12 protein-coding genes and 1 tRNA gene are annotated in these 13,607 nt (G+C 73.9%); 11 read left to right on the top strand and 2 right to left on the bottom strand.

Going from position 1 to position 13,607, the window contains the following annotated elements:
- The first annotated feature begins 1 nt into the window (after position 1).
- From AC1Q5D_RS05395 to AC1Q5D_RS05345, 11 genes are all read left to right on the top strand, one after another.
- Entirely contained in the window at positions 2 to 1,321 is a 1,320-nt protein-coding gene (locus AC1Q5D_RS05395; protein WP_481737717.1) for a thymidine phosphorylase, read from the top strand.
- Between the two features lie 300 nt (positions 1,322 to 1,621).
- A complete protein-coding gene (locus AC1Q5D_RS05390; protein ID WP_481737716.1) occupies positions 1,622 to 2,176 on the top strand; it encodes a DedA family protein in 555 nt (184 codons plus the stop codon).
- 68 nt (positions 2,177 to 2,244) lie between these two features.
- On the top strand, positions 2,245 to 3,417 hold the full coding sequence (locus AC1Q5D_RS05385) for an adenosine deaminase (RefSeq protein ID WP_481737715.1): 1,173 nt from the start codon (positions 2,245 to 2,247) through the stop codon (positions 3,415 to 3,417).
- Between the two features lie 51 nt (positions 3,418 to 3,468).
- Entirely contained in the window at positions 3,469 to 4,203 is a 735-nt protein-coding gene (locus AC1Q5D_RS05380) for a MazG nucleotide pyrophosphohydrolase domain-containing protein (RefSeq protein ID WP_481737546.1), read from the top strand.
- Between the two features lie 75 nt (positions 4,204 to 4,278).
- On the top strand, positions 4,279 to 5,559 hold the full coding sequence (gene eno, locus AC1Q5D_RS05375) for a phosphopyruvate hydratase (protein WP_481737545.1): 1,281 nt from the start codon (positions 4,279 to 4,281) through the stop codon (positions 5,557 to 5,559).
- A gap of 684 nt (positions 5,560 to 6,243) precedes the next feature.
- Positions 6,244 to 6,882 (top strand): FtsB family cell division protein, encoded by a 639-nt coding sequence (locus tag AC1Q5D_RS05370; RefSeq protein ID WP_481737544.1) that lies wholly within the window; start codon positions 6,244 to 6,246, stop codon positions 6,880 to 6,882.
- Positions 6,883 to 6,906: 24 nt separating this feature from the next.
- Complete coding sequence (locus AC1Q5D_RS05365) at positions 6,907 to 7,641, top strand: DUF501 domain-containing protein (protein WP_481737543.1); 735 nt, start codon at positions 6,907 to 6,909, stop codon at positions 7,639 to 7,641.
- Positions 7,638 to 8,597: a Ppx/GppA phosphatase family protein gene (locus AC1Q5D_RS05360; protein WP_481737542.1), complete on the top strand. Its 960-nt coding sequence runs from the start codon at positions 7,638 to 7,640 to the stop codon at positions 8,595 to 8,597. Before AC1Q5D_RS05365 ends, AC1Q5D_RS05360 begins: the two co-directional genes overlap by 4 nt.
- 19 nt (positions 8,598 to 8,616) lie before the next feature.
- Positions 8,617 to 10,095 carry a S8 family peptidase gene (locus AC1Q5D_RS05355; RefSeq protein WP_481737541.1) on the top strand — a complete coding sequence of 493 codons (1,479 nt, stop codon included), beginning with the start codon at positions 8,617 to 8,619 and terminating at the stop codon, positions 10,093 to 10,095.
- A 40-nt stretch (positions 10,096 to 10,135) separates the two neighbouring features.
- Complete coding sequence (locus AC1Q5D_RS05350; RefSeq protein ID WP_481737540.1) at positions 10,136 to 11,536, top strand: NAD(P)/FAD-dependent oxidoreductase; 1,401 nt, start codon at positions 10,136 to 10,138, stop codon at positions 11,534 to 11,536.
- Between the two features lie 111 nt (positions 11,537 to 11,647).
- Positions 11,648 to 11,721: transfer RNA gene (locus AC1Q5D_RS05345), tRNA-Leu, on the top strand.
- An 807-nt stretch (positions 11,722 to 12,528) separates the two neighbouring features.
- On the opposite strand, the gene AC1Q5D_RS05340 is transcribed toward AC1Q5D_RS05345, so the two are convergent.
- Together AC1Q5D_RS05340 and AC1Q5D_RS05335 are read right to left on the bottom strand one after the other, a co-directional pair.
- Positions 12,529 to 12,819, bottom strand: a complete 291-nt coding sequence (locus AC1Q5D_RS05340) for a hypothetical protein (protein ID WP_481737539.1) — start codon at positions 12,817 to 12,819, stop codon at positions 12,529 to 12,531.
- A 45-nt stretch (positions 12,820 to 12,864) separates the two neighbouring features.
- Positions 12,865 to 13,607 (bottom strand): IS256 family transposase (locus AC1Q5D_RS05335; RefSeq protein WP_481737538.1); only part of this gene is annotated, 743 nt, incomplete at its 5' end.

Genomic DNA, 13,607 nt, shown 5'->3' with positions numbered 1-13,607 from the left:
CGTGGCGACCGAGGCGTTCGACGCCGTCGACATCATCCGCACCAAGCGCGACGGCGGCGCCCTCGCCGGGGCGCAGATCGACTGGATCGTCGACGCCTACACGCGCGGCGCCGTCGCCGAGGAGCAGATGGCCGCCCTCGCGATGGCCATCCTGCTCAACGGCATGGACCGGGCGGAGACCGCGCGCTGGACCGCGGCCATGATCGCGACCGGGGAACGCCTGGACTTCGGCGGGCTGCGCGGGCCGGACGGCTCCGTGAGGGCCACCGTCGACAAGCACTCCACGGGCGGCGTCGGGGACAAGACCACGCTGCCGCTGGCCCCGCTGGTCGCGGCGTTCGGCGTGGCCGTCCCGCAGCTGTCGGGGCGCGGCCTCGGGCACACCGGGGGCACGCTGGACAAGATGGAGGCCATCCCCGGCTGGCGGGCCGACCTCGACAACGCGGCCATGATGCGCCAGCTCTCCGACGTCGGGGCCGTCGTCTGCGCCGCCGGCGCCGGGCTCGCCCCCGCCGACCGGAGGCTCTACGCGCTGCGGGACGTCACCGGGACGGTCGAGTCCATCCCGCTGATCGCGTCCTCGATCATGAGCAAGAAGATCGCCGAGGGCACCGGTGCGCTCGTGCTGGACGTCAAGGTCGGGACCGGCGCGTTCATGAAGGACGAGGCCTCGGCCCGGGAGCTGGCGGAGACGATGGTCGCGCTCGGCACCGACGCCGGCGTCCGCACGGTCGCGCTGCTCACCGGCATGGACACGCCCCTGGGCCTGGCCGCCGGGAACGCGATCGAGGTCGCGGAGTCCGTCGAGGTCCTCGCGGGCGGGGGACCGGCGGACCTCGTCGAACTCACCGTGCGCCTGGCGCGCGAGATGCTCGCCGCCGCCGGCCTGCCGGACGCGGACCCCGCCGCGGCCCTGCGGGACGGCCGCGCCATGGACGTGTGGCGGCGCATGGTCGCCGCCCAGGGCGGCGACCCGGACGCGCCCCTGCCCCGGGCCCGCGAGACCGAGACCGTCCACGCGCAGGCCGACGGCGTCCTGACCCGCCTCGACGCCCTCGCCGTCGGCGTGGCCGCGTGGCGGCTGGGCGCGGGCCGGGCCCGGAAGGAGGACCCCGTGCAGGCCGGCGCCGGGGTGCTGCTGCACGCGAAGCCGGGGGACACCGTGCGGCGCGGGCAGCCGCTGGCGACGCTCCTCACCGACACCCCGGAGCGCTTCGCCCGGGCCCGCGAGGCGCTCGAGGGCGCGGCCACCATCGCCCCCGAGGGCTCGCGCCCGTCCGCCCGCCTCGTCATCGACCGCATCGCCGAGCCCGGGACGTAGCGGCACCTGCTCCGGGGCGTCCCGGAGCACGGGCCGCGGCCGGCTCCGGGGGAACCCGGAACGGGCCCTGAAACCGACCCCGGGCACGCCCGCGCGCCGCGTCCCCGGGCCCAGAATGGGCGCAGGGCCGCCGCCGGGCGGCCGCCCCGGCCAGGGGACCCGGACGGCAAAGGGAGCGGGACCGTGGACCTGATCAACGACGCCATCGTCGCCGCCAGCGGGGCCTGGTGGATCCTGCCCGCGGTCTTCGCGCTGAGCCTGGTCGACGGGTTCTTCCCGGTGGTGCCGAGCTAGACCGTCATCGTCGCGCTGGCCTCTGTCGGCGCCACCGGCGGGGAGCCGCACCTCGTCCTGCTCGCGCTCGCCGGTGCGGCCGGCGCGTTCTGCGGCGACCAGGCCGCGTACCGGATCGGCCGCCGCGTCGGCGCCTCGCGCCTCCGCCGGACGCGCACGCGCCGGGCCGCGAAGGCCTTCCGCTTCGCCCGGCACGAGCTGATGTCCCGCGGGGCGCTGCTCGTCTTCACGGCGCGGTACGTCCCCGTCGGGCGCGTCGCCGTGAACTTCACGGCCGGGGCCACCCGTTTCCCGCCCCGGCGCTTCGCCGTCCTCGATTCCCTCGGCTGCCTGGCGTGGGGCGCCTACTCCGTGGCCATCGGCGCGCTCGCCGGGCGGTGGTTCGAGCAGAACAGGCTGCTGGGCATCGCCGTGTCCATCGCGGCGGCGCTGGGGCTCGGCGGCCTCCTGGACCGGATCGTGCGCCTGCTCCTGCGCCGGGCGGGCCGGCCGACCGAGCCGCCGGACGGCGCGCCGGCGCACGCGCCCGAGCGGGCCGGCGCCGGCCCGCGCGCCGCCTGAGCGCCGCGTCCTGTCCGGATGGCTTCCGCATGGCTAGGCTGGGGGGCGTGACTGAAGAGCTCATCCACATGGCCTACGACCCCGACTTCGACTTCCGCACCCTGCCCAAGGTCTCCCTCCACGACCACCTCGACGGCGGGCTGCGCCCGGCCACCATCGTCGAGCTGGCCGCCGAGGCCGGCCACGAGCTTCCCACCACCGACCCCGTCGCCCTGGGGGAGTGGTTCCGCGAGTCCGCCGACTCCGGGTCCCTCGAGCGCTACCTCGAGACGTTCGACCACACCATCGCCGTCATGCAGACCCGCGAGGGCCTGCACCGCGTCGCCCGCGAGTTCGTCGAGGATCTGGCCGACGACGGCGTCGTCTACGCCGAGGTCCGCTGGGCCCCCGAGCAGCACCTCACCCAGGGGCTCGGCCTGGACGACGCGGTCGAGGCCGTGCAGGCCGGCCTCGAGGAGGGCGTCGCGGCCGTCGAGGCCACCGGCCGCGCCATCCAGGTCGGCCAGCTGATCACCGCCATGCGGCACGCGGACCGCGGCACCGAGATCGCGGAGCTGGCCCTGCGCCACCGCTCCCGCGGGGCCGTCGGCTTCGACATCGCCGGCGCCGAGGACGGCTTCCCGCCCTCGCGCTTCGCCGAGGCCTTCGGCCTGCTGGCCGAGAACTTCTTCCCCGCCACCGTGCACGCCGGCGAGGCGGCCGGGCTAGAGAGCATCCGCGACGCCCTCGTCGTCGGCCGCGCCCAGCGGCTCGGCCACGGCGTGCGCATCGCCGAGGACATCCAGATCGAGTTCGGCGGAACCGACGACGACGGGGAGCCCGTGGGCGAGGACACCGGCCTCGTCACGCTCGGCCCGGTGGCGAACTGGGTCCGCGACCGCGGCATCGCGCTGGAGGTCTGCCCGTCCTCGAACCTGCAGACGGGGGCGACGGCGGCGTTCGGGGAGGGCATCGAGTCCCACCCGGTCGACCTGCTCTACCAGACCGGCTTCAACGTCACCATCAGCCCGGACAACCGCCTAATGAGCGGCACCACGCTCTCCGACGAGTTCGAGCTGCTGGTCGAGGCCTTCGACTACGACCTGGACGACCTGCTGGAGCTCACGCTCAACGCCGCGGAGGCCGCGTTCCTGCCCCTCGAGGAGCGCGAGGCCCTCGTCGAGCACATCACCGCCGCCTACGCGGACCTCGACGAGGACGAGGCCGAGGCAGAGGCCCTCGAGGACGAGCCCGTCGAGTAGCAGCGCCGGTTCCGCCCCGTCCGGGGCGGAACCGCGCCCCGGAGGGGACCCATGAGCGAATCCGTCGACCGGCTGGTCCGCGTCGTCGCCGCGCTGCGCGAGCACTGCGCCTGGACCGCCCGCCTGACCCACGCCTCGCTCGTCGAGTACCTGGTCGAGGAGGCCTACGAGACGGTGGAGGCCGTCGAGTCCGGCGCCCCGGACGCCGAACTGCGGGGCGAGCTGGCGGACGTCCTGCTCCAGGTGGTCCTGCACGCGGCCATCGCCGCCGAGCGGGGCGCGTTCGACCTCGACGCGGTCGCCGACGCGCTCGCGGACAAGATGGTGCGCCGCAACACGCATGTCTTCCGCGCGGACGGGAGCCTGCGCGGCGACTACCCGCAGTCCGTCGGGGAGATCGTCGTGGCGTGGGACCGGGCCAAGCGCGCCGAACGCCCGGAGCGGCGGACCCCGTTCGAGGGGCTGCCGCGCCACCTGCCCGCCCTGTCCCTGGCGGACAAGGCCCTCGGCCGCGCCGAGCGCTGGGACGCGCTCCACGCGGACGACGGCGTCGCCCGGGAGACCGGCCCGCGCGACGGCGGGAAAACGCCGGCGGCGGGGGAGGCGGCGGACGAGGAGGAACTCGGCGAGGCGCTGTTCGCCATGGTGCGCCGCGCCCGGGAGCGCGGTCTCGACCCGGAGCGCGCCCTGCGCGGCGCCGTGCGCCGCTTCGCCGCCGCCCACGGGGAGGGGGCCGGCCACGCGGCGCAACAGAACGGGACGGTGGGGCCCGCCACGCTAGGCTAGGCGGTGGCAAGGGCGCCGGGGCGAGAAGAACCGCGGCGTGCCCGCCGACCACCCCACCACGAAGGAGCTTCCTCCATGGCCCAAATCGACGCCATCCACGCGCGTGAGATCCTCGATTCGCGCGGGAATCCGACCGTTGAGGTCGAGGTCCTGCTGACCGACAACTCCCTCGGCCGCGCCGCGGTGCCCTCCGGCGCCTCCACGGGCGAGTTCGAGGCGGTCGAGCTGCGCGACGGCGACCAGAAGCGGTACCTGGGCAAGGGCGTTCAGCAGGCCATCGACGGGGTCATCGACACGATCGCGCCGGCCCTCGCCGGGCTCGACGCGACCGACCAGCGCCTGATCGACCAGACGATGCTGGACCTGGACGGCACCCCGAACAAGGCCAAGCTCGGCGCCAACGCCATCCTCGGCGTCTCCCTGGCCGTCGCCAACGCCGCGGCCGAGTCCTCCAACCTGCCGCTGTACCGCTACCTGGGCGGCCCGAACGCGCACGTGCTGCCGGTCCCGCTGATGAACATCCTCAACGGAGGCTCCCACGCGGACTCCGACGTCGACATCCAGGAGTTCATGATCGCCCCGGTGGGCGCCGCGACGTTCTCCGAGGCCCTGCGCTGGGGCGTCGAAGTCTACCACTCGCTGAAGTCCGTCCTCAAGGAGAAGGGCCTGTCCACCGGCCTGGGCGACGAGGGCGGCTTCGCCCCGAACCTGCCGAGCAACCGGGCGGCCCTGGAGCTGATCACCGACGCGATCGGCCGCGCCGGCTACACGCCGGGCGAGGACATCGCGCTGGCCCTGGACGTGGCCTCCAGCGAGTTCCACCGCGACGGCGCCTACCAGTTCGAGGGCCAGGCCCGCTCGGCCTCCGAGATGAGCGACTACTACGCCCAGCTCGTCGCGGACTTCCCGCTGGTCTCCATCGAGGACCCGCTGGACGAGAACGACTGGGACGGCTGGAAGACCCTCACCGACGCGATCGGCGACAAGGTCCAGCTCGTCGGCGACGACCTGTTCGTCACCAACCCGGAGCGCCTGCAGGACGGCATCGACCGCGGCACCGGCAACTCGCTGCTCGTGAAGGTGAACCAGATCGGCTCGCTCACCGAGACGCTCGACGCCGTGTCCCTGGCCCAGCGCAACGGCTACACGACGATCACCTCGCACCGCTCCGGCGAGACCGAGGACACGACGATCGCCGAGATCGCCGTCGCCACCAACGCCGGCCAGATCAAGACCGGCGCCCCGGCCCGCTCCGAGCGCGTCGCGAAGTACAACCAGCTGCTCCGCATCGAGGAGGAGCTCGGCGACGCGGCCGTGTACGCCGGAAAGTCCGCGTTCCCGCGTTTCACCGCGTAGCACTGCGCGAGCGCGCGTAAGGTTGGAGGGAGCCCGCCCGAGCCGGCGGGCTCCCTCCAACCCTTTCCCCCCCAAGCCGCCAGTACAACCAGCCACGCAAGGAGACCCATGGCGCAGCGCCGACCCCCGAAGCCGCGCGTTTCCGGCGTGGGGCGCCCGGCGGGCGCGGCGCGGGACGCGGAGCACGACGGCGGGGCCCGTCCCGAGGCGGCGCGCCGCGACCCGAGGCCCGGGCACGACGGCGGGGCCCGGGGCGCGTCGGACCGCCCGGGCGGCGGGGGGACCCAGGGCCCGGCCCGGCACTCGGGCAAGGTGGTCCCGCTCGGTGCCGTCCCCGGGGCGGGTGCCGCGCCGGCCGCCGGCACCCCGGCCGCGGGCGGGGCACGCCCCGCCCCCCACGCCGGCCGAGCCGCCGCGCGCCGCCCCGCCGCGGCGCCCACTGCGGCACCCCGCGCCGCGACGGACGCCCGCCAGTCGGCCGCGTCCGGCCGGGGCTCCGCACCGGGCGGACCGGCGGCCCCCGGAACGCCGGAGGGTCCGGGCCCGGGCGCCCCGGACCCTGGCAGGCCGTCCTCCGGCGGCCGGGCGTCCAGCGGGCGGACCTCCGGTGGACGGCCCTCCAGCGGGCGGACCTCCGACCAGCGCTCCCCGGGCACGGGTTCCTCTGACGACCAGGCGCCCGGTGTGGGGGCCTCCGGCGCGCAGTCCTCCGGCGGCCCGTCCCCGGACGGCGGGTCCTCCGCCGGGCGATCCACGCCCCGGCGCGTCGCCCGTCCGGGCCGCCCCGGATCCCCGGCCCGGTCCGGCGCGCGCGAGCGCCGGCTGCGGGAACGGGCGGAGCTCTCGGGAGCGATCCGGGCGTCCGGTCCCGGCGGCTCCGGCCCGTCGGCGCCCAGGCACGGGACGGCCGCGAAGTCGGGCGGGGCCAACGCCCACCCGGTTCCGGCCCGGACGTTCTCCGGGCGCATGCTCGCGCTGGCGGTCGTGCTGGTCGCCATCACCCTGCTGCTGCTGCCGACCGTCGGGACGTTCATGGCCCAGCGCGCCGAGATCGCGACCCTCCAGGAGTCGATCGCGGCCAAGCAGGCGGAGCAGGACAACCTCGAACGCCAGATCGCCCGCTGGGACGACCCGGTCTACATCAAGCAGCAGGCGCGGGAGCGGATAAACTTGGTGATGCCGGGGGAGCGCAAGTACATGGTCGTGGGTTCCGCGGGCAGCGGGGAACCGGAGCCCGCGGCGCAGAGCCCGGACGCCGTGCGCAGCGACCTGCCCTGGGTCGACGCGCTCTGGGACACGGTCCGGCGCTCCGCGACCGACTGACGACACACCAAAGGAGGCCCGCCGGTGCCCCACGCCGAGGGAACGCCCCGCCACGAGAGCCTGGATGCGGCTGGACGCATCCCCAGCGACCGCGATCTGGAGACCCTGAGCCGGCAGCTCGGCCGTCCCGTGCGCGACGTGGTGGAGATCGGCGCGCGCTGCGTCTGCGGCAACCCGCTGGTCGCGACGACGGCGCCGCGCCTCTCGTCGGGCATCCCGTTCCCGACGACCTACTACCTCACCCACCCGGGCGCGACGGCCGCGGTGTCCCGGCTCGAGGCCGACGGGGAGATGGCCCGGATGACCGAGCGGCTCGCCGCCGATCCGGCGCTCGCCGCCGCCTACCGCGCGGCCCACGAGGACTACCTCGCCGCCCGCGCCGCCGTCGGCGACCGGAACGGGACCGGGCCCGTGCCCGAGATCGACGGCGTCTCCGCCGGCGGCATGCCGAACCGCGTCAAGTGCCTGCACGTGCTCGTCGGGCACTCCCTGGCCGCCGGGCCGGGCGTGAACCCGCTGGGCGACGAGGCCCTCGAACGCATCGCCGAGTGGTGGCGGCCCGACGTCTGCTCCTGTGCCGGGGCCTGGGACACCGAGGCGCCGGCACCCGACCGCGACCGCAGCCGCCACGTCAAGACGCAGGAGCGGCAGGACCCCGAGGCGAAGAAGCGCGAGCGCGCCGCGGCCCGGGCCGCCCGCGCGGCCGGCGAGGCGTCCGGCACGGCCGGCGGCGACGCCGCCGGGGACGGTGCCCGGTGAGCGGTCGCGTCGCCGCCATCGACTGCGGCACGAACTCGATCCGCCTGCTCGTCGCCGACGTCGACGCGAACGGTGACGGGACCCCGCGCTTGGCCGACGTGACCCGCGAGATGCGCGTCGTGCGGCTCGGCGAGGGCGTCGACGCCACTGGCGTGCTCGCCCCGCAGGCCCTCGAGCGCACGTTCGCCGCCCTCGACGACTACGCCGCGACCATCCGCGGCCTCGGCGCCGAGCGCGTCCGGTTCGTCGCGACGTCGGCCACCCGCGACGCGGCCAACCGCGACGAGTTCGCGGCCGGGGTGCGCGAGCGGCTCGGCGTCGAGGCGGAAGTCGTCGCGGGCACCGAGGAGGCCCGGCTCAGCTTCGCGGGCGCCACCTCCGTGCGGCCGCCCCGGCAGGGCGAGCTGGCCCTCGTCGTCGACCTCGGCGGGGGCTCGACCGAGTTCGTCCTGGGCGGGCCCGACGGCGTCGAGGCCGCCCACAGCCTGGACATGGGATGCGTCCGCTACACGGAGCGCTTCCTGCGCTCGGACCCGCCCACGCCGGAGGAGATCGCCGGCGCGGAGGCCGAGGCCGACCGGCAGCTGGACTCGCTGGCGGGCCTGGTGGACCTCGGCCGGGCCAGCGCCATCGTCGGCGTCGCCGGCACCATCACGACCATCACCGCGCACGCCCTCGGGCTGGACGCCTACCGCTCCGAGCGGATCGACGGGGCGTCCCTGGAGCTGGAGACGGTGGAGGCTGCGGCGACGGACCTGCTGCGCCGGGACCGCGCCGCGCGGGCCGCGCTGCCGTTCATGCACCCCGGGCGCGTCGACGTGATCGGCGCCGGGGCCCTCCTGTGGCGCGCCGTCCTGCGGCGCACGCACACCGCTACGGGCGGGCGCGTGGCCCGGGCGACGGCGAGCGAACACGACATCCTGGACGGGATCGCGCTCGGGCTCGCGGTCCGGTGACGGAAGGACCCACCCGAGCATGAGACAGCGCGTGCGCAGCGCCGCGGCCGCCCTCGGCGCCGCGCTCCTGGCCCTCGGCGGCGCCGTCGCGACCGCCCCGGCGGCGTCCGCCGACCAGGTGCGCGAGGACCAGTACTGGCTCGACGAGTACGGCGTCCGCGACGCCTGGCAGCAGACCAAGGGCGCGGGCGTGACCGTCGCCGTGATCGACACCGGCGTCGACTCGTCCCACCCCGACCTGCGCGGGAAGGTCGTCGACGGGATCGACGTGTCCGGGGCGGGGAACGCGGACGGGACGGAGCCGATCGGCGAGCTGCCCGAGCACGGGACGCTGGTGGCGACCATGCTGGCCGGCCACGGGAACAACAAGTCCGCGATCGCGCGCGCCAAGGCCGAGTCCGAGAAGGAGCGCATCGCCTGGGAACGGGCCGCGCGCGCCGCCGACCGGCAGGACAAGAAGCGCCCGCCCCGGCCTGACCCGGTCGAGATCCCCGAGCCCGGCCCGGGCGGCGACGGCGTCGTCGGCGTCGCCCCGGCAGCGGACCTGCTGAGCGTCTCGCTGTGGCTCGGCTCCGAGAACCCCGGCGGCGTGCCCGTCGAGGACCAGGTGCCGCTGGCCGTGCGCTGGGCCGTGGACCACGGGGCGGACGTCATCAACATGTCGCTCGGCTCCACGCAGCCCGACTGGCCCACCAGCTGGGACTCCGCCTTCCTGTACGCGGAGCAGCACGACGTCGTCGTGGTCGCCGCGGCCGGCAACCGGGCCGGCGGCATGGCCCAGGTCGGTGCGCCGGCCACGATCCCGGGCGTGCTGACCGTGGCCGGCGTCGACCGCTCGGGGGAGGCGAGCTGGGACTCCTCGACCCAGGGCATCAGCATCGGCGTCGCCGCCCCGGCCGACCCGCTGGTGGGCGGGCTGCCGGGCGGTGGGTACGCCCAGTGGTCCGGCTCGTCCGGCGCGGCCCCGATCGTCGCCGGCGTCGCCGCCCTGATCCGCTCCGAGTACCCGGACCTGACGGCGGACCAGGTCGTCCACCGGGTCCTGGCCACGGCCCGGGACGCCGGCGAGCCGGGCGTGGACAGCCTCTACGGGCACGGCCTGGTCGACGCGGCCGCGGCCGTCTCCGCGGACGTGCCCGCGGTCGAGGTCAACCCCTTGGGCACCATCGCGGAGTGGATCCGGGTGCACCGGCGGGGCGAATCCCCGGCGCCGCCGTCGTCCGCCCCCGCCCCGGCACCCGACGCCGAATCCACGGTCCCGCCCGTCGCCGCCCCCGCGCCCACCGCGCCCGAGGCGCCCGGGGGCGCGCTGCCGGCCGTGCTCGTCGGCGGGTTCGGGCTCCTGTTCGCGGGGATCGCCGCGGCGGGAACGGTCCACGTCGTCCGCGCCGGCCGCGGGGGACCGGGCGTGGCCGAGGGGACGGTCGCGGGCCGGCGCTGGGCCCCCGCCCGCGGGTCCCGGGACCCCTTCGACGACCTCCCCGAGGGTAGTTCGTGAACCTTTTCACAAATGGGGTTTTTCCTCCTATACTGGCCGCATGGCTACCACACCCCAGCTCTCCGACCGCCCGCGCATCCTCGTCGTCGGCGGCGGCTACGTCGGCCTGTACGTCGCCCTGAACCTGCAGAAGAAGGTCAAGGCCCACGGCGGCATCGTCACGGTCGTCGACCCGCTGCCGTACATGACCTACCAGCCGTTCCTGCCGGAGGTCGCCGGCGGCAACATCGAGCCGCGGCACGCCATCGTCTCCCACCGCGCGCACCTCAAGGACGCCGAGCTGCTCACCGGCCGCGTCTCCGCGATCGACCACGCCAACCGCAAGGCCGTGGTCGTCCCCGAGCAGGGCGAGCCGTTCGAGGTGCCCTACCGCGACGTCGTGGTCGCCGCCGGGGCCATCACGAAGACCTTCCCGATCCCGGGCCTGGCCGAGGCCGGCATCGGCCTGAAGACCATCGAGGAGGCCGTCGCCCTGCGCAACCAGATCGTGGAGCGCATCGAGACCGCCTCCACCCTGACCGACCCCGACGCCCGCGCCAAGGCCCTGACGTTCGCCGTCGTCGGCGGCGGCTTCGCTGGCATCGAGGCGCTGGCCGAGCTCGAGGACCTCGCCCGCCAGGCCGTCGCCGAGAACGACCGCGTCGACCAGTCCGAGGTCACGTTCCTGCTCGTCGAGGCGATGGGCCGCATCATGCCCGAGGTCACCGAGGAGCAGGCCGAGTGGGTCGTCGAGCACCTGCGCTCGCGCGGCATCCGCGTCCTGCTCAACACCTCGCTAAGCAAGGTCGAGGACGGCGTCCTGCACCTGATGAACATGAAGGACAAGTCCGACGCCGGCAGTTACGCCGCGGACACCCTCGTGTGGACCGCCGGCGTCCAGGCCAGCCCGATGGTCCGCTCCACGGACTTCAACGTCGAGCAGCGCGGTCGCGTCACCGTCGCCGCCGACCTGCGCATCGTCGACGCGGACGGCAACCCGATCGAGGGCGCCTGGGCCGCCGGCGACGTCGCCGCCGTCCCGGACCTGACCGGCGGCGGCCTGCCGGACGGCACCTGCGTCCCGAACGCGCAGCACGCCGTGCGCCAGGCCAAGCAGCTGGCGAAGAACCTCTACGCCGTGCGCTACGGGGTCGGCTCCGTCGCCGAGTACCGCCACCAGAACCTCGGCGCCGTCGCCGGCTTCGGCCCCTGGAAGGGCGTCGCGAAGGTCATGGGCGTCAAGCTCAAGGGCGTTCCGGCCTGGCTGGCCCACCGCGGCTACCACGGCATGGCCATGCCGACCTTCGAGCGCAAGTTCCGCGTCGTGGGCGACTGGGTCCTGGGCCTGGCGTTCAAGCGGGACACGACCCGGATCGTCAACCTGGACGACCCGCGCCGCGCCTTCGTCGAGGCGGCCACGCCGAAGCCGAAGCCGGCCGAGAAGGAGTCCGCGGGCGTCTAGCCCGCACCGCCCGCCGAGGCCGCCGTCCCCGCCCGGGGCGGCGGCCTCGCCGCGTTCCGGCCCGGTAAGCTGGGACACGTTCCCCGCGGCGCGTGCGTCCCCGGGGGAGTGGCCCCCATGGCCCAATTGGCAGAGGCGGGAGACTTAAAATCTCTGTGTTGTGGGTTCGAGTCCCACTGGGGGTACGGCTTGGCGCTCTCGATGTGTGCGCAAGGGGCGGCTCTAGACGTCGTCGTGGACGGGCCACAGATCGAGTTCAACGACGTAGCCGTTTCCCAGCTCCGAGGCGAGGCGAGCTTGCAGGTCGGGCCCGTCCGTGAATAGTGCTTCCGCTGCTCCGCATCATGCCAGCCGTGCTCGGAGTCGAAGTGCGCTTCGAAGGACTCGTGCCACGCCTTAAGGAGTTTGTGGAGGCCCGGCGAAATGTCGAGCCCTTGGACGTCGCGTTGCGAGTCTTCTTTGGTCAAAAACGACCGTTTTCGGCCTGCCGGACTTTTGACACCTTCTCGTCTGGTGTCACAAGCCGCGGGCTGAAGTGCGGTGACGAATCTGAGGATGCCGACGGGTTGTGACCCTGATGATTTCATTCTGCAGCAAGTTGTACGGTGACCGGTCCGGTCTGGGACCTCGAGGATGAGCGCGACTAAGGTCGATGCATGGGTAGCGTCACTGGCTTGCTCCTGTATGTGGTTTTCGCGGCGATCTTCTTCTACAAGTGTTCGACCCAGGCGTCTCGATCAACGAACGTTGCACGAGATCGGCCTTGGAGTCTCGCTTATCGGTTGATTCTGAGACTGCGTGGGACGCTCCGGTGCTCATCGGCCGGTGGAAGTGGAGCGTGCGGCAGCAGTGCTGTCAGTTATGGCCGGTATTCCGGCGCCCATCGATGGGCGACTTAGTCCCGGCGTCGACTTCCGAGATGTCCGAGTCCCGACCTCGTACTGACTGCGTTACCACTGGTACTCCAAGGTGCTCACAGGTGCCGTCCGCGCTTAGCCGAGCCGCGGGGCCTCCCCCTTGCCCAGCACATTCAGGGCTCCTGGCGCCGCAGCGATCTCGACGTCTCCGCGGTCGGTGCGCAGCGCCACGACTTGCCACGCCGCAGGCATCCCGCGTCGTTCATCTCTAGATACGGTTCTGTCAGAAAGATACGCCGTTTGGGTGAAGACAATCGGCTCTCCGGAGAACGGTTGGTCGGGGCCGATCTGCCGCTCAAACACCAGCATGTCGCCCTCGCGCCGGGCCGTACCGAAGTCCCAGCGCTTGCGGAGCGGGCGTGTCAAAAAATCTGTGTAAGGGGCCGGTCGGTTAGCCGTTCTGCCGGGTGGTCAGATCGGTAGTCGATTGGGGAACTGGATGGCGAAGGCGTTCAGGGCCTGGTGCCATCCCTGGGTGCCGGTGCCGAGCTCGCCGCCGCGGGTGGTCTCGATGTTCCGGATGCCCAGGTAGACCAGCTTGATCGCCGCCTCGTCGGAGGGGAACGAGCCCCTGGTCTTGGTGATCTTGCGCAGCTGGTAGTTGATCGATTCGATCTGGTTGGTGGTGTAGATGACCTTGCGTATCTCGGGGGTGAAGGCCAGGAACGGGGTGAAGTCCTCCCAGGCGTTGCGCCAGGCGAGCACGGCGCCCGGGGCCTTGGTGCCCCAGGCCTCCTCGAAGGCCTCCATGGCCATCTCGGCGGCCTGCACGGTGGGCGCGGTGTAGATGGGGCGCATGTCCTTGGCCATGGCCTTGCGGTCGCCGTAGGAGGCGTAGCGCATGGCCGAGCGCAGCAGGTGCACCACGCAGGTCTGCACCACGGTCTCCGGGTAGATGCTGTTCACGGCCGCCGGCAGTCCGGTGAGCCCGTCGCAGCACAGGATCAGGATGTCCCGCACCCCGCGGTTGCGGATTTCGGTGAGCACGTTGGCCCAGAACTTCGCCCCTTCCGAGGCGCCCAGCCACAGGCCCAGGACCTGCTTGCGGCCCTCGACGTCCACCCCCACGGCGACGTGGCAGGCCTTGTTCACCACGACCCCTCCGTCGCGGATCTTGAGCCAGATCGCGTCGATGTACACGATCGGATAGACGG

Source organism: Arthrobacter paludis (assembly GCF_056782315.1).
The sequence above is the reverse complement of the archived record's forward strand: the minus strand, read 5'-3'. Positions and strand labels throughout refer to the sequence as shown.

What these genes read in the sequence shown, in the direction of transcription:
- AC1Q5D_RS05350 (WP_481737540.1), top strand. Translation starts at nt 10,136, where the DNA reads ATGGCTACCACACCCCAGCTCTCCGACCGCCCGCGCATCCTCGTCGTC.
- AC1Q5D_RS05355 (WP_481737541.1), top strand. Translation starts at nt 8,617, where the DNA reads ATGAGACAGCGCGTGCGCAGCGCCGCGGCCGCCCTCGGCGCCGCGCTC.
- eno (WP_481737545.1), top strand. Translation starts at nt 4,279, where the DNA reads ATGGCCCAAATCGACGCCATCCACGCGCGTGAGATCCTCGATTCGCGC.
- AC1Q5D_RS05385 (WP_481737715.1), top strand. Translation starts at nt 2,245, where the DNA reads ATGGCCTACGACCCCGACTTCGACTTCCGCACCCTGCCCAAGGTCTCC.
- AC1Q5D_RS05380 (WP_481737546.1), top strand. Translation starts at nt 3,469, where the DNA reads ATGAGCGAATCCGTCGACCGGCTGGTCCGCGTCGTCGCCGCGCTGCGC.